General features: G+C 72.1%; 23 protein-coding genes. 14 read left to right on the top strand and 9 right to left on the bottom strand.

The window, feature by feature from the left end; genetic code table 11:
- Positions 1-11 precede the first annotated feature (11 nt).
- The 8 genes from ACIOD2_RS13230 to ACIOD2_RS13195 all read left to right on the top strand — a co-directional run bounded on the left by ACIOD2_RS13230 (position 12) and on the right by ACIOD2_RS13195 (position 7,437).
- The gene (locus tag ACIOD2_RS13230; protein WP_400537320.1) at positions 12-590 is read left to right on the top strand and encodes a TetR/AcrR family transcriptional regulator; all 579 of its coding nucleotides are present in this window, start codon (positions 12-14) and stop codon (positions 588-590) included.
- Positions 587-976, top strand: a complete 390-nt coding sequence (locus ACIOD2_RS13225; RefSeq protein ID WP_400537318.1) for a PaaI family thioesterase — start codon at positions 587-589, stop codon at positions 974-976. Before ACIOD2_RS13230 ends, ACIOD2_RS13225 begins: the two co-directional genes overlap by 4 nt.
- A 454-nt stretch (positions 977-1,430) precedes the next feature.
- Positions 1,431-2,288, top strand: a complete 858-nt coding sequence (locus ACIOD2_RS13220) for an STAS domain-containing protein (RefSeq protein WP_400537316.1) — start codon at positions 1,431-1,433, stop codon at positions 2,286-2,288.
- Complete coding sequence (locus ACIOD2_RS13215; RefSeq protein WP_400537314.1) at positions 2,288-2,692, top strand: STAS domain-containing protein; 405 nt, start codon at positions 2,288-2,290, stop codon at positions 2,690-2,692. Before ACIOD2_RS13220 ends, ACIOD2_RS13215 begins: the two co-directional genes overlap by 1 nt.
- Complete coding sequence (locus ACIOD2_RS13210) at positions 2,689-3,099, top strand: anti-sigma regulatory factor (protein WP_400537312.1); 411 nt, start codon at positions 2,689-2,691, stop codon at positions 3,097-3,099. Before ACIOD2_RS13215 ends, ACIOD2_RS13210 begins: the two co-directional genes overlap by 4 nt.
- Positions 3,096-4,127, top strand: a complete 1,032-nt coding sequence (locus ACIOD2_RS13205; RefSeq protein ID WP_400537310.1) for an ATP-binding SpoIIE family protein phosphatase — start codon at positions 3,096-3,098, stop codon at positions 4,125-4,127. The genes ACIOD2_RS13210 and ACIOD2_RS13205 overlap by 4 nt, the downstream gene beginning before the upstream one ends.
- On the top strand, positions 4,124-5,884 hold the full coding sequence (locus ACIOD2_RS13200) for an ATP-binding protein (RefSeq protein ID WP_400537308.1): 1,761 nt from the start codon (positions 4,124-4,126) through the stop codon (positions 5,882-5,884). Before ACIOD2_RS13205 ends, ACIOD2_RS13200 begins: the two co-directional genes overlap by 4 nt.
- Complete coding sequence (locus ACIOD2_RS13195; RefSeq protein WP_400537306.1) at positions 5,881-7,437, top strand: SpoIIE family protein phosphatase; 1,557 nt, start codon at positions 5,881-5,883, stop codon at positions 7,435-7,437. Before ACIOD2_RS13200 ends, ACIOD2_RS13195 begins: the two co-directional genes overlap by 4 nt.
- Before the next feature lie 110 nt (positions 7,438-7,547).
- Here ACIOD2_RS13195 and ACIOD2_RS13190 read toward each other — a convergent pair whose 3' ends face one another.
- Positions 7,548-8,498 carry a methanogen output domain 1-containing protein gene (locus ACIOD2_RS13190; protein WP_400537304.1) on the bottom strand — a complete coding sequence of 317 codons (951 nt, stop codon included), beginning with the start codon at positions 8,496-8,498 and terminating at the stop codon, positions 7,548-7,550.
- Between the two features lie 172 nt (positions 8,499-8,670).
- Between ACIOD2_RS13190 and ACIOD2_RS13185 the strand changes: the two genes are divergently transcribed.
- Entirely contained in the window at positions 8,671-9,033 is a 363-nt protein-coding gene (locus ACIOD2_RS13185; protein WP_400537302.1) for an STAS domain-containing protein, read from the top strand.
- A gap of 90 nt (positions 9,034-9,123) precedes the next feature.
- Positions 9,124-10,161 carry a hypothetical protein gene (locus ACIOD2_RS13180; protein ID WP_400537300.1) on the top strand — a complete coding sequence of 346 codons (1,038 nt, stop codon included), beginning with the start codon at positions 9,124-9,126 and terminating at the stop codon, positions 10,159-10,161.
- A gap of 39 nt (positions 10,162-10,200) precedes the next feature.
- Here the strand turns inward: ACIOD2_RS13180 and ACIOD2_RS13175 are convergent, their stop codons facing one another.
- From ACIOD2_RS13175 to ACIOD2_RS13165, 3 genes are all read right to left on the bottom strand, one after another.
- On the bottom strand, positions 10,201-10,701 hold the full coding sequence (locus ACIOD2_RS13175) for a hypothetical protein (protein ID WP_400537298.1): 501 nt from the start codon (positions 10,699-10,701) through the stop codon (positions 10,201-10,203).
- Positions 10,702-10,829: 128 nt separating this feature from the next.
- On the bottom strand, positions 10,830-11,414 hold the full coding sequence (locus ACIOD2_RS13170; protein ID WP_400537296.1) for a nitroreductase family protein: 585 nt from the start codon (positions 11,412-11,414) through the stop codon (positions 10,830-10,832).
- 18 nt (positions 11,415-11,432) lie between these two features.
- A complete protein-coding gene (locus ACIOD2_RS13165) occupies positions 11,433-12,656 on the bottom strand; it encodes an MFS transporter (RefSeq protein ID WP_400537294.1) in 1,224 nt (407 codons plus the stop codon).
- A gap of 61 nt (positions 12,657-12,717) precedes the next feature.
- Between ACIOD2_RS13165 and ACIOD2_RS13160 the strand changes: the two genes are divergently transcribed.
- The gene (locus tag ACIOD2_RS13160; protein WP_400537292.1) at positions 12,718-13,203 is read left to right on the top strand and encodes a MarR family winged helix-turn-helix transcriptional regulator; all 486 of its coding nucleotides are present in this window, start codon (positions 12,718-12,720) and stop codon (positions 13,201-13,203) included.
- Between the two features lie 117 nt (positions 13,204-13,320).
- Positions 13,321-14,073, top strand: a complete 753-nt coding sequence (locus ACIOD2_RS13155; RefSeq protein WP_400537290.1) for a nitronate monooxygenase — start codon at positions 13,321-13,323, stop codon at positions 14,071-14,073.
- Between the two features lie 136 nt (positions 14,074-14,209).
- Here the strand turns inward: ACIOD2_RS13155 and ACIOD2_RS13150 are convergent, their stop codons facing one another.
- Positions 14,210-14,755, bottom strand: a complete 546-nt coding sequence (locus tag ACIOD2_RS13150) for a GNAT family N-acetyltransferase (protein ID WP_400537288.1) — start codon at positions 14,753-14,755, stop codon at positions 14,210-14,212.
- 55 nt (positions 14,756-14,810) lie between these two features.
- On the opposite strand from ACIOD2_RS13150, the gene ACIOD2_RS13145 reads away from it, so the two are divergent.
- Together ACIOD2_RS13145 and ACIOD2_RS13140 are read left to right on the top strand one after the other, a co-directional pair.
- Entirely contained in the window at positions 14,811-15,416 is a 606-nt protein-coding gene (locus ACIOD2_RS13145; protein ID WP_400537286.1) for a TetR/AcrR family transcriptional regulator, read from the top strand.
- 154 nt (positions 15,417-15,570) lie between these two features.
- Complete coding sequence (locus tag ACIOD2_RS13140; RefSeq protein WP_400537284.1) at positions 15,571-15,837, top strand: hypothetical protein; 267 nt, start codon at positions 15,571-15,573, stop codon at positions 15,835-15,837.
- A 15-nt stretch (positions 15,838-15,852) separates the two neighbouring features.
- Here ACIOD2_RS13140 and ACIOD2_RS13135 read toward each other — a convergent pair whose 3' ends face one another.
- From ACIOD2_RS13135 to ACIOD2_RS13120, 4 genes are read right to left on the bottom strand one after another with little or no spacing between them, the layout of a single operon-like run.
- Positions 15,853-16,455 (bottom strand): anthranilate synthase component II, encoded by a 603-nt coding sequence (locus ACIOD2_RS13135; RefSeq protein WP_400537282.1) that lies wholly within the window; start codon positions 16,453-16,455, stop codon positions 15,853-15,855.
- Complete coding sequence (locus tag ACIOD2_RS13130) at positions 16,452-17,798, bottom strand: anthranilate synthase component I family protein (RefSeq protein ID WP_400537281.1); 1,347 nt, start codon at positions 17,796-17,798, stop codon at positions 16,452-16,454. Before ACIOD2_RS13130 ends, ACIOD2_RS13135 begins: the two co-directional genes overlap by 4 nt.
- Positions 17,795-18,964: a DUF362 domain-containing protein gene (locus ACIOD2_RS13125; RefSeq protein WP_400537279.1), complete on the bottom strand. Its 1,170-nt coding sequence runs from the start codon at positions 18,962-18,964 to the stop codon at positions 17,795-17,797. Before ACIOD2_RS13125 ends, ACIOD2_RS13130 begins: the two co-directional genes overlap by 4 nt.
- Positions 18,957-19,631 (bottom strand): cyclase family protein, encoded by a 675-nt coding sequence (locus ACIOD2_RS13120; RefSeq protein ID WP_400537277.1) that lies wholly within the window; start codon positions 19,629-19,631, stop codon positions 18,957-18,959. Before ACIOD2_RS13120 ends, ACIOD2_RS13125 begins: the two co-directional genes overlap by 8 nt.
- Positions 19,632-19,646: the final 15 nt, after the last annotated feature.

The following is a 19,646-nucleotide window of genomic DNA, read 5'->3' as shown; positions in this document are numbered from 1 at the left end:
ACCTTCGAGACATGCCCGAACCGACACGTCGCGGTCCGTACGCCAAGGGGATCGCCCGGCGGCAGCAGATCCTGCGGGAGGCACTGGCCGCCTACGCCGAGAGCGACAGCGCCGGGCCGTCGCTACGGGCCATCGCGAAGCGGACCGGGCTGAGCGAGCGCGGGCTGCTGCACTACTTCCCGGCCCGTGACGAGCTGTTCGTGGCGATCCTCGCCGAGCGCGACGCGGCCGACCGCGCGACGTTCGACCCGGACGGCCCCCTCGACGACCTCGCCGGGGTGACGGCGCACAGCGCCAAGACACCCGGCCTGGTCCGGCTCTTCCTCGAGATGGCCGCGGCCGCGCCCGACCCGGCCCACGCGGCCCACGGCTTCTTCACGCGCCGCTACCGCGAGCTGCGCGAGATCCTCGCCCGGAAGTTCGGCCGGTCCCCGCGTCGCGAGAGCCCGCCGCCGGTCGACGCGGACTTCGCCGCGCGGATCCTGATCGCGGCGTCCGACGGTCTGCAGACCCAGTGGCTGCTCGACCCGTCGATCGACCTCGAAGACGACCTCGACCGGCTCGCGAAGCTCCTCCAGGCGGCGCGGTGAGCACCCCGCCGCCGGGCTTCGAGCTGCTGGTGTCCTCGCCGTTCGTCGCGCAGGTGGGCCCGATCCACGTCAACGACGAGGGCGTCCTCGGCGTCCACGTCCGCGACGAGCACCGGAACGTGCTGGGCACGGTGCACGGCGGCTTCCTGATGACACTGGCCGACGTCGCCGCCGGCCGGATGGCCCGCCGGGCGATCGGCGAGGGCGCGGTCGTCCAGACGGTCAGCGCCACGGTCGACTTCCTCTCGACCGCCGCCGTCGGCAGCTGGCTGGAGATCGAGGCGACGGCCGACCGCGTCGGCCGTCGCGCGGTCTTCATGTCCTGCCGGGTGACGTCAGGCGACAAGACGATCGCGCGGGCCAGCGTCGTCCTGCTGCGCCGCTGACCCGCCGTGTCGTCCCCCCAATCACGCGTGTCGTCCCTCCCATCACGCGAGTCGACCCTCCAGGCACGCGAACCGACCCCCTGGGTACGCGAACTAACCCTCTGGGTACGCGAGATGTCGGCCACCTCGCGTGCTTGAACCGGCATCACCCGTGATTGAAGAGGCATCACCCGTGATTGAAGAGGCATCACTCGTGATTGAAGGGTCGACACCCGTGATTGGGAGGACGACACGCGTGCCTGGAGGGTCGGTTCGGCGGCGGAAAATTGCGAACAACGGCGGCCGCCGGGCGGGGGCGCGCGAGGGGCGGGCGGGCGGTCCAGGCGCGGGCCGTGAATCTTGGACCAACTTAGGGGCGGTGGGACGGCGGGTGGGATTACGCCTTGTGACACGGAGCCGCGCCGGGGTGACCGGCTAATGTCAGCACCACACGAGGACGTCGCGAGGAGAAACTGTGGTAGCCGAAAACGGGCAGCCCCAACGGCTGGCTGAGTTGCTCGGAACGGAGCGGGAACGCCTGGTCCGCCGCTGGACCGAGCTCGCCGGTTCGGCGCTGCGGGGGCGGCTGACCACCACCGAGCTCGAACGCGACTTCGGCGAGCTGTACACCGCGATCACCGCCGTGTTCACCCTGGACGGCGACCTGTCCCAGCCCGAGTACACCGAGCTCAAGGCGCAGCTGGCCGACCTTTCGCGCGCCCGCGCGCGGCAGGGCTTCAGCCCGTCCGAGACCGCCGCGGGCGTGTTCGCCCTGAAGCAGGCCGTCTCCGAGCTGACCGAGAAGGACGACAACCCCCAGGTCTTCCGCGAGGTGCTGACCTTCTCGAACCTGCTCGACGCGCTGGGGCTGTGGACGTTCGAGACCTACGCCTCCGCCCGCGAGGAGATCATCAGGGAGCAGTCCGAGCAGCTGCTCGAGCTGACCACGCCGGTGGTGAAGCTGTGGGAAGGCGTGCTGGCGGTGCCGCTGGTCGGCACCCTCGACTCCGCGCGCACCCAGGTCGTGATGGAGAAGCTGCTCGAGGCGCTGGTCGAGACCGGCTCGGAGCACGCGATCATCGACATCACCGGGGTGCTGGCCGTCGACACGCAGGTCGCGCAGCACCTGCTCAAGACCGTCGTGGCGGCGCGGCTGATGGGTGCCGAGTGCATCATCTCGGGCATCCGGCCGCAGATCGCGCAGACGATCGTCGCGCTCGGCATCGAGTTCGGCGACATCACCACGAAGGCCACCCTGGCCGACGCCCTCCGGCACGCCCTGCACCGCGAAGGCGTCGTGGTGAGCCGCCGATCCCGTGAACGGACCGCCTGATGGACCGTGTCCCCATCCTGAAGATCGGCGACATGCTGCTGGTCTCCATCCAGATCGACCTGCAGGACCAGAGCGTGCTGGCGCTGCAGGAGGACCTCGCGGACAAGATCAGCACGACCGGTGCGTCCGGCGTGGTCATCGACATCTCCGCGGTCGAGATCGTCGACTCGTTCATCGGCCGGATGTTCGCGACCATCGCCTCGCTGTCGAAGCTGTTCGACGCCGAGACGGTCGTGGTCGGCATGCGGCCCGCGGTGGCGATCACGCTGGTCGAGCTCGGCCTCACCCTGGGCGGTGTGCGCACCGCGCTCGACCTCGACCGCGGGATCAAGGTCCTCGACTCGCTCACCGCCGCGCGGAACAAGGGGGCGTCGGACGATGATTCCGTCCGGGTGACCGGATGACCGCCGCCGGCGAGCCGGAGGAGATCGTGATCCGGGCCGACCAGGACGTCGTCCGGGTCCGCCAGCTCGTCCGCTCCTACGCGCTGCAGGTCAAGCTCTCCCTGGTGGACCAGACCAAGCTGGTCACCGCCACCAGCGAGCTCGCCCGCAACACCCTGATCTACGGCGGCGGCGGGACGGCCAGCGTCGAGGAGGTCGCCGACGGCCGGCGCAAGGGCGTCCGGGCCAGCTTCCACGACGACGGCCCCGGCATCCCGGACGTCACCGTGGCCCTGGCCGACGGCTGGAGCAGCGGCAAGGGCCTCGGCCTCGGGCTCGGCGGCGCCAAGCGCCTGGTGGACCAGTTCGACCTGGACACCGAGGTCGGCCGCGGCACGGACATCACCGTCGTCAAGTGGGCCCGATGACCACCGCCGGCTGCCTGCCGGTCACCGAGGACTTCGCCTGGATCCGGGTCGAGGACGACACGGCACACGGCCGGGCCCGGCGTACCGCGGCCACGCTCGCCGCCCAGCTGGGCTTCGGCGAGGTCCGGGTGGCCGAGGTCGGGCTCGCCGTCACCGAACTCGCGACGAACCTCGTGAAGCACGCCACCGAAGGCGTCCTGGTCGTCCGGTCCGTCCGGGCGATCACCCAGGCCGCGGTGGAGGTCGTGGCGATCGACCGCGGCCCCGGCATGACCGACGCCGTCGCCTCGGGCCGGGACGGCGAGTCCACCACCGGGACGCTCGGGGTCGGCATGGGTGCCGTCCGCCGGCTGGCCGACGCGACCTCGGTGCTCTCCGAACCCGGCCGCGGCACCGTCGTGACCGCGCGGTTCCACCCCGGGCGCGCCCCGCTCGACGAGATCCCCGAGGCCGACACGGCCGGGATCACCCGCCCGATCGGGGGTGAGGACGTCTGCGGCGACACCTACGCTGTGCACAGCGGGCCCGGCCGGCTCCGGCTGATGATGTGTGACGGGTCGGGTCACGGCCCGCTGGCGGCCGCGGCCTCCCGGGCCGCCGCCGACCTCTTCCGCGCACGCCCGACGGACCCGCCGGAGGTGATGGTGAAGCAGATCCACGAAGGCCTTCGCCGGACCCGCGGCGGCGCCGTCGCCGTGGCGGACGTCGACGTCGCCGCCGGCACGGTCCGGTTCGCCGGGCTGGGCAACATCGCCGGCTCGGTCATCGCCGGCGGGCGCAAGCAGGGCATGATCTCGGCGCCCGGGGTCGCCGGGCACCAGGCCCGCACGATCCGCTCGTTCGACTACGAGCTGCCGCCCGGCGCGACCGTGGTCCTGCACTCCGACGGCCTCACCGAGCGGTGGAGCGTCGACGGCCGCGAGCGCCTGTTCGCCGCCACTCCCCTCGCGATCGCGGCGGCGCTGCTGCGCGACGCCGGGGTCCGCAACGACGACGCCGGCGTGCTGGTCGGCAAGCCACGCCCATGACCGGCCGGGCCCGCGACGAGCTCATCCGGCTGCCGGTCAGCGCGGAGACCGACGTGTTCACCGTCCGCCGGTGCGGCCGCGAGGTGGCCGCCGCGGTGGGCCTGGAGGGCCAGGACCAGGTCCGGGTCGCCACGGTGCTCAGCGACATCGGGCGCGACCTGGTGCACGCCGGGGTGAAGGCCACCGTCCGGTTCGTCCTCCAGGAGGCGCCGCCCGCGCTCGTCGTCGAGTTCGGCTGGCACGGCGGCGCGGCCGAGGCGGTGCTCCGGACCGGCCGGGACACCGCGGACCGGCTGATGGACGGCGTGCGCGTCAGCCAGGACGGCGGCCAGCACGTCGTCTCGCTGCACAAGCTGCGCTCCCCCGCGGCGCACACCCCCGCGGCCGCCGATCTCGTCCGGCTGCGCGAGGTCCTGGAACAGCGCGGGGTGAGCACCCCGATGGACGAGCTGCGGGCGCAGAACCAGGAGCTGCTCGAAACGCTGGAAACCCTCGAAGTGAAGAGCCAGGAACTGATGCGGCTCAACGAAGAGCTCGAGGAGACCAACCACGGTGTCGTGGCGCTCTACAAGGAACTCTCCGAAGAGCTGGAAGAAACCAACCGCGGCGTCGTCGCGCTCTACGCCGAGCTGAACGAGAAGTCGAGCCAGCTCAAGGCGGCCAGCGAGGCGAAGACCCGGTTCTGGTCCAACATCAGCCACGAGCTGCGGGCACCGATCAACTCCGTCATCGGTCTCGCGCGGCTGCTCACCGGCCCCGGCGCCGACCCGCTCACCGACGACCAGCGGCGTCAGGTCGAGCTCGTCAACGACGCCGGCTCGACGCTGCTCTCGCTGGTCAACGAGCTGCTCGACACGGCGAAGGCCGAGTCCGGCCGGCTGGTCGCGCAACCGACCCAGGTCGACCTGACCGCGATCTGCCTGCAGCTGCGGGGCGCGCTGCGCTCGACGATGACCTCACGCGAGGTCAAGCTGGTGATCGAAGAGCCGGACCCGGCGCCGCCGGTGATCACCGACGAGACGATGCTCGTCCGGATCCTGCGCAACCTGCTGTCCAACAGCCTCAAGTTCACCGAACGCGGCGAAGTCCGGCTGGCCATCGACGCCGACGAGGACAACGTCCGGTTCACCGTCTCGGACACCGGCATCGGCATCCCGGACGACCACCAGGAGCGGGTCTTCGAGGAGTTCCACCAGGTGCAGAACGACCTGCAGATCGGCGTCGCCGGCACCGGGCTCGGCCTGCCGTACGCCCGCCGGCTCGCGGAGATCCTGGGCGGCGGGCTGACGCTGTCGAGCGAGCACGGCCGGGGTACCACCGTCGTGCTCGCGCTGCCACGGCCCGACCCGCGCCGGGCCACCCCGGCCGGCGTCGACTCGCTGCTGATCGTCGACGACGACGCCGAATTCCGCGACCGGCTCGCGCGGCTGGTCCACGGCGTCTCCGCCGACGTCCGGCACGCTTCGGACGGGCGGGAGGCGATCGAGGCGATCGACGAGCACCGGCCGGGCCTGATCTTCCTCGACCTGTTCATGCCGGGGATGAACGGCAAGGAGGTGCTCCAGGTGCTGCGGGAGAAACCCGAGCAGCGCGACATCCCCGTGGTCGTGGTCACCTCGTCGGCGCCGGAAGGACTGGACCTCACCGGGGCCGGGCTGCGGGCGGGCCTGCTGCTCAAGTCGCAGGTCACGCCGGAGACGCTCAAACTTGCCATCGGAGAAGCATTCGCGGTCGTGGCCAGGACGGTGCCCAGATGAGTTCCCCCGAAGACGACACCACGGCCGGACGGGCCAGCATCCTGGTCGTCGACGACCTCGAAGCGAGCCGGTACCTCACGAGCAGCTGGTTGCGCCGCAACGGCTACCGCGTCACCGAAGCCAAGACCGGGCGGGAGGCGCTGACCGCCGTCGCCGAGGAGGAGCTCGACCTCGTCCTGCTGGACGTCAACCTGCCGGACATGAGCGGGTTCGAGGTCTGCGAGCGGGTCAAGGGCGACCCGCGCACGGCCGCGATGCCGGTCATCCACATCTCCGCCACGGCCATCGAGGTCGAGGACCGCACCACCGGGCTGGACCGCGGCGCGGACGGGTACCTCGTCGAACCGGTCGACCCGGGTGAGCTGGTGGCCACCGTCGAGGCCGCCCTGCGGTACTACCGGGCCCGGACCCACGCCGAACGGCTGGCGCTGCGGCTGGGCCGGCTGACCCGCGCCACCCTCGCGATGAACAGCGCCCGCACGTTCGACGACGTCCTCGTCGCGGCGGCGGCCGGCGCCGCGACGATCTTCGAGGGGCCGGCCTCGGTCGTCAGCGCGAGCCACCGCGGCCTGGTGCGCTCCGCGACCACCGGCGGCCCCGACGAGCCGCCGGCCGTCCGCGCGGACACCCCGCGCGCGCTGGAGCAGGTCACGAAGACGGCCGGTGACGGTGCGCCGGCGTCCTCCGTCTTCCCGGCCCCGGACGGCCTTTCGACGGTGGCCCTGGCCTTCCCGAACCCGTCGCAGCTGCCCGTCGCGATCACGGTGGCGTCGCGGGCGATCCGGTCCGAGGACGACCGCAACCTGCTGCTGCAGCTGGGCCAGGCGACCGCGCTCGCGTGCGAGGCGATGCGGAACTTCACCGAAGAGCACCAGCTCGCCCTGACCCTGCAGCAGAGCCTGCTGCCCCGGGAGCTGCCGGCCCGGCCCGAGCTGGAAATGGCCGCCCGGTACGCGCCCGCGAGCGACAACGTGGAGATCGGCGGCGACTTCTACGAGGTGTCCGACCTGGGCGGCCGGCTCCTGATCGCCGTCGGGGACGTCGTCGGGCACTCCATCGAGGCGGCCACGGTGATGGGCGAGGTCCGGCACGCGCTGCGGGCGTACGCGGTCGAAGGGCACGGCCCGGTGGAGATCCTGCACCGGCTGGACGCCGTGCTGCGCCGCTACCACCCGCGCAGCCTCACCACGCTCTGCCTGATCGCGATCGACCCGGCGTCGGGCGCGGTGGAGATCGCGAACGCCGGCCACATCCCGCCGCTGCTCGCCGACGCGACCGGCGCCCGCTACGTCGAGATCGCCGGCCCGCTGCTGGGCATCGGCCTGCCCCGGCCACCGGCCACGGCGCTGACCGTGGAGCCCGGCACGCTGGTGCTCCTCGTCACCGACGGCCTGATCGAGCGCCGCGGCATCGTGATCGACGACGGCATGGAGTCGCTGCGCACGGCGGTCGTCCACGACGCCGACCTGGAGACCCTGTGCGACGAGCTGCTGGAGCGCTTCGGCGAAGCCGCGGAAGACGACATCGCGCTGCTGGCCTTCCGACGCCGCTGAGCGCACGGCGGCTCGCCCCGCTGCCGCACCGTAAAGCCGTGAATGGCCCATTGAGGGACTTAGAGTCCCTCAATGGGCCATTCACGGACTTGGAAGCGCAAAACTCCTGGTCAGGGCGCTGCGCTGTAGCGGTGCGCGCGTTCCGCCTTGGCCGCGGCCGCGCCCAGGTGGACCACCACCCGGCACTGCGTGTCACCCATGGCGATGCGCTCCTCCAGCGTCACCGCCGACGAGCCCACGTTGCGGGCCGCGATGCCGCCGAACACCGAGGACGTCATGCGGCACAGGGACGGCGACTGGCGTACCGCGGCGCCGAACGGGCAGTCGGAGTTCACGAAGACCAGCCGGTCCTCGGTGACCTCGACCACCTGGAACGTGCCGCCGATCGCCGCCTTCAGGCGGACCAGGCACTCCGCGATCTGGGCGGGCTCCAGCGGGGCCGCGGGCGTCCCGGCGGCGTCGCGGTACTCCTGCTCCATCTGGCCGCCGATGTCGGCCGCGACCTGGGCGATCGCGCGCTGCGCCGCTTCCGGGCCCTGCTGCTGCTCGATGGCCGTCGACAGCTGGACGACCAGGGCGCGCAGGAAGCTCTCGCGGCCGAACCCGCCCTCGGGCCGGGCTTCGGACAGCGCGGGCAGCGGGCTGACGCGACGCGCGGGCAGGTCGAGCGTCAGCTCACGCGGGCGGACCACCGGCAGCACGGACCGGACGAACTTCCCGCCGGCGCGCTTCGCCGCCACCGCCAGCTCGGACGAGAACTGAGACACGATCCACAGGCCACGGCCGCGGGACTGCTCCGCGGTGGGCGCCTCCCGCGGCAGCGCGAACGCCGCGCCCATGTCGTGCACCTCGAGCACGGGCTGGGCCTCGGTCCACTGGAGGGACACCCAGATGTCGCCCTGCCCGTGGTCGTAGGCGTTCGCGAGCAGCTCCGCCACGATCAGCGCGGCGTCGTCGATCTCCTCGGCCTGGTCCACCGTGTGGCGGGAGAGGAAGGCGGTGATCTCGCGTCGCAGCAGGGACGCCGACGCCCGGTCCTGCCGGTCAAGGAACCAATCCACGCCAGGACCTCCTCGGTAGCCCCCCACACCGTACGCTCTCCGGCCGCGCCTCCCCGGCACACGGCCGCCGCCGCCGGGGGCTGCTACCGTCGTGTCCATGCGGCCTAGAACCCAGCCGTGGTCCAGTCATGCGTGGCCGCCACCCGGCCCGCACTGACCCGGAGGAGTTCCCGTGCTCGAAGGCCCGCCCGCCCGCCTCAACTTCTCGATCGAACTGACCTCCACCGGCGCCGCGACGGTGCTCAAGGTGGCCGGCGAGATCGACGCGGCCGTGTCCGGCCGGTTGACCGAGCAGCTGGCCACCGCCGTCGAGGCCGGGCGGCCCGTGGTCGCCGACCTGGCCAGCGTGACCTTCTGCGACTCCACCGGGCTGACCGCCCTGATCCACGCCCACCGCACCGCCGAGGCGGCCGGCACGAGGTTCGTGATCGCCACCGCGCAGCGTGCCGTGCTCCGGCCGCTGTCCTTGCTGGGGCTGACCCAGCTGCTGGAGATCCACCCGGACGTCGACGCCGCCCGTCAGGCCGTCGCCTGACGCGGCAGTCCACTTGGGACACCACACGGCGCGGCGTGCTCCGGCCGTCCCGGTAGGGTGAGCTGCTGCTCATCGCGCTGGGGAGGATCGATGACCGAGCCGTCCGCCGATGCGCCGGTGAACTGGAAGTTTCTCGGGTCACTGGCGGCCGTCGTGGTGGTCGCGCTGGTCGCGATCGTGGCCTGGCTCGTCTCCGGCGCCGGGCTGCCGGCCGCGAGCCCGCCGCCGCCACCGGAACCGGCCCTGGTGGACCTCCAGATCATCGCCGGCTCGGGGGCGGCCACCGGGTTCGACGCGTGCGCCGTCCTGACCCCGGACGTCGTCACCGCGGCCGGCCTGAAGTACGCCTCGCTGTTCGCCGCGGACGGACCGGAGCCCGGGAAGGCACCCGGGGAGACCTCCTGCGGCGGCCCGGTCGGCACCCCGGTCCCCGACCTGGTCCCGATGGTGCTGCTGACCGTGTCCGGCCACCGCGTCACCGGATCCGCCACCAGCCACGGCATCCGCTACGACCGGCACCCCGGCGCCGGGTTCGACGACGTCGAAGTGGACTTCCCGATGGCCGGGCTGAAGGTCACCCACACCGGGCTGGTGGGCGGCGAGGCGATGCTGGCCAAGCTGGTCGACGGCGTCGCCGCGAACCTCGCCGCCGGACCGAAACCGGCGCCCGGGTACCGCTACCCGGCGCCGTACGACCTGCCGGCCAAACCCTGTGACGCCTTGCCGGTCGCGCTCTTCACGACCCTCACCGGCCGGCCCACGGACGGCAAAGTGGGCGAGTCGCGCACCGCGCGCGAAGCGTTTTCGGTCTCCGGCGACCGGATCGAGATGAGCTGCACCCGAGCGTCCGCGGCGCAGGAGACCGTGACGGTCACGCAGACGATCTACCGGCACGCGGACTCCGCCGTCGCGGAAGCCCAGTTCCTGTGCGGGAACGAGCCGGGCTGGACGGCGCTGCCGGTGCCGGTCGGCGACCACAGCTGCGCCTCGCCCGCCGTCGGCGGACGGAGCCTGATCCTGTTCCACGCGGGCCGCGAGCGGGTCCTGCTCGAATACCACGCCGAGCACCCGCCGGCCGGGGACCTCGCCGCGGCCGCCCGGGCGATCCACGACGCGCTGCCGGCGTGAAGACCGCGCCGCCGGGTCGGCGGCGGCGCGGTCACGGCTTCAGCTGCGGATGGTCTTCGACGCGTTGATGTAGGCGTTCGACGGGGCCATGAAGGACAGCACCACGCCGACCACCGCGGCGAGGACGCTGACGTAGCCCGCCCAGGTGCTCTGGCCGACCAGGACCGACAGCAGCTGCAGCGCCGTGATCACGGTGAGCACGATGCGCGCCCAGTTGCGCCCGGCCCGGAGCTTGAAGGCGAACAGCAGGTAGAGCAGGGCGATCACGACGGCGATCACCAAGGCCACGACGATGCCGATGGTGACGAGCTGGTCGATCTGCGCCTCGGTGAGGCTGCTGCCGCTCTGCTGGCTGCTGGTCCGGGTGGCGTCGGCGAGGGCGTCCCTGTTGCCGAAGACCAGGATCCCGCTGAGCAGGCTGATCACGGTCGAGGCGATGAAGGCCCAGAACGCGCCCTCGATGGTGCTGGGCCGGGCCTGCGCGGCGGCCCCGGAAGGGGATGGGTCGGACGAAGCCGGATAACTCGGGTATTCGCTCATGGGATCAACTTGGCACGGCCGTTCGGCGGTCGCTAGCCGAATGCGAAAGGCCGACTCGACCGGCCCAATCGGACACCGGAAACCGGCAACGGTGACCCGCGTCACCACGAATTCCACGGTCGGCGAGTTCAGCTCCAGCGGCCGCGGTGCACGACGTCGGCCGGCGGCTTCCGGCGCCGCTTGAACCGGTCCCGGTCGACCGGCACGGTCTCCGCCGGGTACCCGATGGCGATGGCCCCGATCGGCTCCTGGTCGTCCGGGACGCCGTACAGCGCGCGGAACGGCGCCACCTGCGCGGGCACGATGCCGAAGTACAGCGCGCCCAGGCCTTCGTCCACCGCGGTCTGCAGGATCAGCAGCGCCGCCATCCCGGTGTCGATGTGCCAGAACGGCACGGGCCACCGGGATTCGTCGCGGTCGGCCCAGCCCTTGTCCGGCTCGGCGTAGCGGTCCAGGTACACCCGCTTGCACGACAGCGGGACGATCACCAGCGGCGCGCTGCGCACCGATTCCTGGACGGCGTCGGAACCCACCGTCCAGAAGGGTTCCAGGGCTTCGCCTTCGAGCACCAGGAACGCTTGCCCCTGCGAGAATCCCGCCGACGGCCCGCGGGTGGCGTTGCCGAGGATGCGGTCCAGGCTCTCGGCGGGGACGGGATCGGGCCCGAACTCCCGCACCATGCGCCGCCGGCGCACGACGTCTTGGAACTCCATGATCGAAGACCCTAGCTTTCACCGACCGTCCCCGGCTGTTCTTTTGATGCGGCGGACGTCCGGTACCGACAGCACGAACACCGTCGCCGCCAGGATGGCGCCCGAAGCGAGCCAGAGGGCCGGGCCGACGCCGAAGCGGTCGGCCGCCGGTCCGGCCAGCGCGGCCCCGGCCGGGGCCAGGCCGAACGAGCCCACCGCCTCGTAGGCCGCGACCCGGGAGAACTTCTCGTGCGGGATCTCCTGCTGCAGCGTGGTCATCCAGTTGACGCCGAAGACCTCGACGCCGACGCCGCCGAGCAGCGCGGCCGCGCCCACCACGACCAGCGGCGCGTGCGCCGCCAGGGCGGCCAGTGGCAGCGCGAGCAGGAAGAGCGCCGACACCGCCGAGACCAGCAGGCGCCGCGGCCGCAGCCGGACCATGACGAGCCCGCCGAGGACCATGCCCGCGGCGTCGCAGGCCAGCACGAGGCCCCACGCGGCCGCGCCGCCGAGGTAACGGTCGGCGGCCACCGCGCCGAGCACGGCGAACGCGCCCACCCCCAGAGCGTTGACCACCGCGGACTGCACGACAGCGCTCCACAGCCAGCGACGGCCGGCGAACTCGGTCCAGCCCTCCCTGAGCTCGGTCACCAGGCCGGTGCGCCGCCGGACGGTGCCCTCCACCCGCATGAGCGCCCGCAGCCCGGCGGCGACGAGGAAGGTCGCGGCGTCGATCACCAGCACCCAGCCCGGCCCGGCCGCGGCGACCAGCAGGCCACCGCAGGCGGCCCCGGCGACCTGGGCGCCGTTGAGCCCGGTGCGGAAGATCGCGAACGCCTTGCTCGCGTGCTTCCGGTCGACCGAGCGCATCAGCTGGCCCTCGGCGGCGGGCATGTAGAAGGCCATCGCGAGGCCGTTCATCGCGGCGAAGACGGCCGGCTCCCACAGCCGGGCGGAGTGGGTGAACACCACGATCGCGAACAGCGCCTGCGCGAGCGCGCTGACCAGGCCGGCGCCGATCATCACGAGGTGGCGTGGCAGCCGGTCGGCGACCACGCCGCCGACCAGGAAGAAGAGGACGGCCGGGATGGTGCCCGCGGCCGAGACGATGCCGACCGCCGAGCCGGACCCGCCGGCGTCGAGGATCGCGAAGGCCATCGCTACCGGTGCGGCCGAGGAGCCGAGTGTGGAGACGACGGTGCCGGCGAGCTGCAGCGTGAAGGTGCGGCTCTGCCACGGACCGGCGTCGACGGACGTGGTCAAGGTGAACTCCCCCAGATTAGTGTCAATTTCGTCTATCCAGATTGAATGTATCCTGAGGGGCATGTCAAGGGAGATTCCGGCGACGGCGGGCCGCGGCGAGCGGGTGCCGTCCGGCGCCGATCTGGCGAACGCGCTGATGCGGGCCACGCACACCCTGCGCCGCTTCGCCGGCCGGCCGTACCAGCAACGTGGCTGGTCGACACCGCGCGTCCTGCTGATGCTGGCCGTCGAGGAAGCCGGCTCGCCCCGCATGGGCGACCTCAAGAAGCAGCTCGGCGTGACCGGTCGCTCGATCACCTCCCTGGTCGACGGCCTGGAACAGGAAGGCGTGCTCACCAGGCACGACGACCCGGACGACCGGCGCTCCACCCGGCTGCGGATCACCGAGAAGGGTCACGAGCACCTGGCGGAGATCAAGGCGCTGCACAGCGCACACGCCGACCGGACGTTCGGCGTACTGGGCGCCGCGGAGAAGATGCTGCTCCTCGAAATGCTCGAACGACTGGAGCAGCACGTCCTCGACCAGACCGAAAACCCTGACAATTGATACTTTAATCGTCGCCGAATCCCGGGTCGCCGTATTGGTCCAGACCAGGATGCGGCATCCTCGCCGGTGGGCGCCGGCGGTCGCCGGTGTCGAGTCACCGATCTGACGAGGAGGATCGTGCGCGACACGAACAGTCCGGCCGACGCCCCCGCCGGACGACCCTGGCTGGTGGCCGGCGGGGTCTCCTTCACATCCCGGCTGATCGTCGGGATCGAGCAGTACGCCGACCCCCGGCTGGTCGCCGACGTCCTGGCCGCCGGCGGCTGCGACGTGTTCATCACCACCTACGACCCTGCCGGGGACCGGGCCAGCCTGCTGCTCTCGGACCTCGACGAAGTGGTGGACCTGTCCCGGTTCGGCTGGATCGGGACGACGTCGTTCGCCTACTCGGCCGGGGAAGCCGTGGACACCGCGAAGCGGCTGCGGGACTCGTTCGGCATCGAGGTGATCAAGCTGGACGTCCGCACCCCGGACAACCTGCCCGACGGCGAGCCCACCGCAGCCGCGGCCGCCACCCTGGTCGCCGACGGGTTCGCCGTACTGCCGTTCATCCGGCCGGACGTGAACCTGGCGACGCGACTGGTCGACCTCGGCGCCGTGGCCCTGAGGGTGATGGCCTCACCGGTGGCCAGCGCGCAGGGCGTCCTGGACGCCGAAGCCGTCCGGGCGGTCATCGACGCGACGGACGTCCCGATCGTCGTCGAGGGCGGCCTCGGCACACCGGAGCACGTCTCGGACGCGATGGCCCTCGGAGCGGCCGCGGTCCTGGTCAACACGGCGATCGCGACGGCGCAGGACAGCCCCGCCACGGCGGCAGCCATGCGGCGAGCGGTCGAAGCCACGCGGCTACCCGAGGTGGCCGGGGCCTGAGCCGCAAGTCCGTGAAGGCCACCTTGAGGGACTCTGAGTCCCTCAAGGTGGCCTTCACGGCCAACGGCGTCGGGCTCGATTGCCGTGAGGGGCACCTTCAGGGACGTTATGTCCCTGAAGGTGCCCCTCACGGCTTTCAGGCGGAGCCGGCAGAGCGGGTGGTCCAGTCGCGGGCCAGGATGGCCCAGATTTCCTTGTCGTAGCGGACACCTTCGTACGGCCAGTGCTCGCGCAGCACCCCTTCGCGGACCATGCCCAGGCGCTCGGCCACCGCGGAGCTGCGGGTGTTGTCCGCGCGGCAGCGCCACTCCGCGCGGTGCAGGCCGCGCGTCGTGAACGCCCAGTCCAGCAGGGCCGCGCACGCTCGCGTGATCAAGCCATGACCCACCGCCGACGGTTCCAGCCAGCAGCCGACCTCGCACGAGCCCCGCGCGGCGTCGATGTCCACGAACAGGACGCCGCCGACGAGCACGCCGTCCAGGCGGATTCCGAAGATCCGGCCGCCGTCCGCGGCCTGGCTTTCGGCGTACCGGCGCAGGGTTGCCCGAGCACCTTCGACGCCGTCGGCGACGAACAAGGCGCCGACCCACGGCCGGATGTGCTCGCGCGCCCGGTCTAGGTGGGCGGCGAACTCCTCGGCTTGCCACGGCTCCAGCGGCTCGAGCCGGGCGTTTTCCTTCAACTGCAGAGAGAACACGGTGACCCCCAATTCACACAACGCTTGTTATGCTATCACCGTGCCCCGCACCAAGGGAGACCACGAGGCCCGCCGCCGTGACGTCTCCGAAGCCGTCTGGCGGGTCCTGACCGCGCACGGCTTCGGCGGGCTGACCCTGCGCGCGGTCGCCGCCGAGCTCGGCGCCACCACCGGCCTGCTCACCCACTACTTCCGCGGCAAGCAGGAGCTGCTCACCCACGCGCTCGACCTGCTCGACGAACGCACCGGCGCCCGCGCGCGCCGCGCCACCGGACCGGGGCTGGCCGGGGTGCGGGCGCTGCTGCTGGACGTCCTGCCGCTGACCGGAGACACCGTCACCGGCAACCGGATCTGGGTGTCCTCATGGGACACGGCACTGGCCGACCCGGTGCTGAGTGACGCGTACGCGCGGAAGTACGGGCGGAGCCGCGAACGGCTGAGCGGCCTCGTCGCCGACGCGCAACGGCGAAACGAGCTGCGGCCGGGTGATCCCGCGCGGATCGCGGAGGGCGCGTTGTCCTTCACGCTCGGGCTGGTCGTGCAGGCCCTGTTCGACCCCCGCGCGTTCCCGCCCGAAAGGCAGGTCGAGCTGCTCGACGATCACCTGAACACCCTGGTGGCGCCGCACTTCCGGGCAGGCGGGTGATCTCGTGTTAGCCTGTCGCCGTGCAGCGCCTGATGACGTCCTCGCGACTCGTAACCCGGCGCGCCGGCTGAACCAGGTCGCCGGCGCGCAGCGTTGGCGACCTCCCGGGGCCTGGCCCGGATCCCGTCAGCTACCTCAGCTCTGGAGATCCGTCATGGCCCCCACGTCCTTCGCCACCCGTTCCATGCTGGTCCGCCGCCGGATCGCCACCTACTTCACCGGCGGCGCCGAGGGCATCCCCGCCCTGGTCGGCGCGCTGTCCGAACAGGGCCGCGTCATCCACGAACTGTCGGTCGACGTCCGCGACGGCGTCCGCGAGAGCAACCTGGCCTGCGCGCTCCTGCTCCCCGGCGACGAGATCGACGGCCTGCTCGACCGGCTGCGCGCCCTCCCGTCGGTCGTCTCGGCCGAACTCGCCTGAGGCCGGGCACAAGAGTCAGGCGACGATCAAGCCCTGCTCCGAGTCCCGGCTCCGCAGGCCGCGCACGGCGTTCGCCACCATCGCCACCCCTTCCTCGGTGAACAGCGACTCCGGGTGGAACTGGACGCCCTCGATCGGCAGCGTGCGGTGGCGGACGCCCATGATCTCGCCCGTGCCGGACCAGGCCGTCACGACCAGCTCGGCGGGGATCGTGCTCGGCTCGAGGACCAGCGAGTGGTACCGCGCGACCGTCAGCGGGTTCGGCAGTCCTTCGAAGACACCGTGGCCGTCGTGGGCGAGCGGGGAACACTTGCCGTGCATGGGTTCCACGGCGTGGCGGACGCGCGCGCCGAACGCCGCGCCGATCGCCTGGTGGCCCAGGCAGACCCCCAGGATCGGGAAGCGGCCGGCCAGCGTCCGCACCAGCTCGACCGAGATGCCCGCGTCCGCCGGGTCGCCGGGGCCCGGCGAGATCAGCACCAGCTCCGGGTCGAGCGCGGCGACCTGCTCGACCGTCACCTCGTCGTTGCGGTGCACCACGCACTCCGCGCCGAGGTTTCCCAGGTACTGCACCAGGTTGTAGACGAACGAGTCGTAGTTGTCGATGACGCAGATCACGCGGCGTTCCCTTCCACCGATACCCCCAGGGCGCGGGCCCCGGAGCCGAGCTTCGCCAGGCACTCGGCGTGTTCCTCCGCCGGGTCCGAGTCGTGGACGATGCCGCCGCCGGCCTGCAGGCGGATTTCGCCGTCGCAGAACACCATGCTGCGGATCGTCAGGAACAGGTCCACATGGGACGGTCCGAACGAGCCGACCGCGCCCGAGTAGAGCCACCGCCGCGACGGCTCGAGGTCGTCGATGATCTCCATCGCGCGCACCTTCGGCGTGCCGGTCATGGTGCCGGCCGGGAACGTCGCCCGGATCAGCTCGTCGGTCCCGCGCTCACCCTGCGGCCGGCCCCACACGTCCGACGTCAGGTGCATCACGTGCGAGTACCGCTCGACCTCCATCAGCCGGCCGACCGAAACGCTGCCCGGCCGGCACACCCGCCCGAGGTCGTTGCGGGCGAGGTCGACGAGCATCCGGTGCTCGGCCAGCTCCTTGACCGACGACCGCAGCTCGTCCTCGGCGGCGCGGTCCGCGGCGCCGTCGTGCCCGCGCGGGCGGGTGCCGGCAAGGGGGCGGATCAGCGCACGGCCGCCGGAAAGCGTCAGGCACGGCTCGGGGGACGCGCCGACGGCTTCGAACCGCGGCCCGGCGTACCAGAAGTGGTACGGCGACGGGTTGATCCCGGTGAGCCGCCGGTAGACGCACAGACCGTCCACTGTGGCCGGTGCGGTCCAGGCGTTGGACAGCACGAGCTGGAAGACGTCGCCGTCGAGGATGTGGCGCTGGGCGCGGCGCACCGCGTCGACGTACTCGTCGTAGGCGAAGCCGAACCGGCCGGCGCCGACGGAGACGGGGCCCAGCCGCGCGGCACCGGCCGCGTTCAGCGTCCGGGCCACGCGCTCGGCGGCGGCGCGCGCGGCGGCGGGCGTGACACCCCGGCCGATCACCTGGCCGTCGGCGAACCGGACCAGCACCTCGGGCAGGAAGAACTCGTACACCGGACGGCCGGATTCCGGGTGCCTGCTGGGGAGCCGCTCGAAGTCCCGCACGGCGTCGTAGCCCAGGAAGCCGTACCAGGCCTGCTCGGCGTCGGCGGTCTCCGGCGGCAGGTCCAGCCCGGTCAGCAGATTCACCGCGACCGCCAGCGGGGCGTGGCCGTCACCGCCCGGGTGCGAAAGGACGGCCAGCTCCCCGGCGGCCAGGACCGCCGACGTGCCACCGGCCCCGGCCGTGAGCATGACGCGCCCGGCGGACCGCAGCGCCGCCGCGGCCGCCACCGGGTCCACATCGGACGCCAGCGCCACGACGTGCCGGTGCAGCCGGTCACCCGGGGACAACGCGGACTCGATCATCGCACCCCGCCCACCAGGCTCGGCGGCACCCGGAACTGCGTCCGCTCGTGGGCGCCGACGGGTTTGCCCATGCCGTAGCGGAACGCGGCGAGCTGGATCGCCCGCGGCGGGCACCCTTCGACGAAGATGCCGAGGTCACGGCTCTCGTACAGGCAGTTCCCGACGAGCATCACCACTCCGCGCAGCGGCGGCATCTCGACCTGCGGTCCGGAGATGACCGTCATCTCCCCGTCCCACTCGCGCAGCTCGCCGGCCAGCGCCTTCATCGCCCCGGCGACGAACCGGCTGCACGCCGGGCACGCGTTTTCGGCGTACACGTGGATTCCCTCGCGGGGCACGACGATCTCGACCGGCGCCTTGACCATGTCGAACGCCAGGTCCGCCAGCGGCGTCCCCAGCAGCTCGATCTCCGACAGGGAAAGCGGTCCCATGCCGCGCCCGTGCGCGTCCCGCAGGTAGGCGACGCTCTCCGGGTCGAACCCGGCCAGGGTGCCGACCGCGACGTCGAGCGCGACGGCGTTGCGGCTCGCGGCCAGGAAACCGACCTCCCGCGCCGTACCGTCCATCGGGTAGTTGCCCTCGATCACCGTGGTCCCGTCGCAGACGACCAGGTCCTGCGGCCGCATCACGTTCAGGTCCACAGTGGACTCGTCGACGCCCGCCATGTGCACGATCCGGGTGGTGTACCCGGGCAGCAGCCCGACCAGGTTCTTCATCGCGTTCGAGTAGACGACGCTCGCGTGCGTGCGCAGCTGCGGCACGCCGATGAAGAAGTCGCAGTCGAGGATCAGCTCGGGCACGGCGATCGGCACCCGCAGCGACGTCGCGCCCTCGATGCCGGTGATGCGCAGCGGCAGGTCGTCGAAGCTGACGACGCGGGCGTACTTCGCGGCCTCGTGGTCGCGCAGGATCTCGTAGATCGCGTGCGTGCGCTCGGCGATCACCGGCTGCGCGCCGTGCTCGGCGACGACCTTGGCGATCGCCGCCAGCAGCGCCGGGCTCACGTGGAACCCGGGCGCCGTCTGGAACAGGTTCGGCTTGATCAGCACCTCGTCACCGGCGCGCAGCCCGGCCAGTGGCGCGCCGAGCAGGTCGAGCAGCCGGTGCAGGCCGTCCGGGACGCCGGGTTCGCCGTCGACCGCCGTGAGGGCGACCGATTCAGTCATCGGTCTCCTCCAGCGCGATGACGCGGGTGGGCGCGGCCTCGGCGCCGGCGACCTTGGTCGGCAGCGCGAACAGCTGGACGACCTGCTTGGTCAGCTCGTGCATGTTCGTGACGTACTCCAGCAGCGGGATCCCGGCGGCGAGCAGGGCGTGGTGCACCGGGGACTCGGCGTCACCCGGGCGTTCGGTGAGGCAGTCCAGGCCGAACAGGCTCGCGCCGTTCTCGATGGCCCACTCCGCCGCGGACGGCGTCAGGTACGGCGGGCGGTCCCAGTAGTCGGGCCGGCCCCAGTTGTGGCGCAGGTAGTCGGTGCGCACGAGCAGCCGGTCACCGCGCTGCCACACCGGCCGCAGCGTCTTCTCCAGGTCGTCGCCGGTCACCTCGTCCAGCTCGCCCTTGTGCGACAGGTCCGCGACGACCGCACGGCCGATCAGCGTCTCCAGCGGGACTTCGTCGATGCCTTCGGCGCCGGGGAAGAAGTGCAGCCGGTACTCCATGTGCGTCCCGTTGTGCGGGAAGACGTGCAGGTAGGAGAAGGTGCGCTTGGTGCCGTACGGGTCGGTCTCGGGGGTCATCGACCGCTCGCTGGCGAACTTCGGGAACCAGTCGGCGGGGTAGGACGGCATTCCATCGTAGAAGCCGTGGGTCAGGTCGACGAGTCGGGTCATCGCCGTGCTCCTTAC

This window comes from Amycolatopsis sp. NPDC088138, assembly GCF_044741685.1.
Lineage (GTDB): Bacteria > Actinomycetota > Actinomycetes > Mycobacteriales > Pseudonocardiaceae > Amycolatopsis.
Note: the sequence above shows the minus strand (reverse complement) of the source record. Positions and strands in the feature narration are given on the sequence as shown.